The organism is Paenibacillus sp. An7 (assembly GCF_009870785.1).
GTDB lineage: Bacteria > Bacillota > Bacilli > Paenibacillales > Paenibacillaceae > Paenibacillus.
Genome location: NZ_WTWX01000077.1, coordinates 1 through 660, shown reverse-complemented (window position 1 = coordinate 660; position 660 = coordinate 1). Strand labels below are relative to the sequence as shown.

Genomic DNA, 660 nt, shown 5'->3' with positions numbered 1-660 from the left:
CGTTAGCGTAACAATAAATTTAGATTATAGCATTGAATCCGCTATTTTTTGGATTTCCTGATCATCAAGTGGCCTTCCTGTAAAATCAGTAATTATATACTGTATTCCTGAGTGAACAAAAGTTAAGCTTTTATAATCTCTAGTTAACAAAATAGCTGGAACTTCTCCTTTTAAGAATAATTTCTTTGCATAGGAAGCTCCATCATAATGCTTAATACGATCAAATTTTTTATTCTCTTTACTAATGCTTAATAATATTTGATCTCCTGCCTCAAATCCATAATATCGGACTTCTATTTGTTCTTTACTGATATCTTTTGTTTCAGTTTTTTTTATATTGTAAGGAAGAAACGTAGGAAGAGTTATTTTTAACCCACTCCGATTTTCATATGACTTGATAACTTTCTCTTCAGTTTGATCAATGTTCACCCATTCGTTATGTCCTGATACGTTTATCATCACCATTAATACGAGTACTATGTAGTTAAACAATCTTGTTCCTCCTTAATAAAAGATCCATGTTTTTATTAAGGTTACCTGAGCAAAACTTATTATTCATCGAGATAAAGTTTCGTACATTTCGTCACGCTATCCTACTCTGCTGGTTTGTAAATAAAAGAGAGCAGTTGCCAAGTGGTAAGCTGCTCCCTGCTGTGTTCA

The 660-nt window shown here is 32.4% G+C and carries 1 protein-coding gene; it reads right to left on the bottom strand.

The window, feature by feature from the left end; translation table 11 throughout:
- Window positions 1-24 precede the first annotated feature (24 nt).
- Window positions 25-492 carry a DUF4367 domain-containing protein gene (locus tag GQY27_RS21215; RefSeq protein ID WP_160037248.1) on the bottom strand — a complete coding sequence of 156 codons (468 nt, stop codon included), beginning with the start codon at window positions 490-492 and terminating at the stop codon, window positions 25-27.
- Between the last annotated feature and the right edge of the window lie 168 nt (window positions 493-660).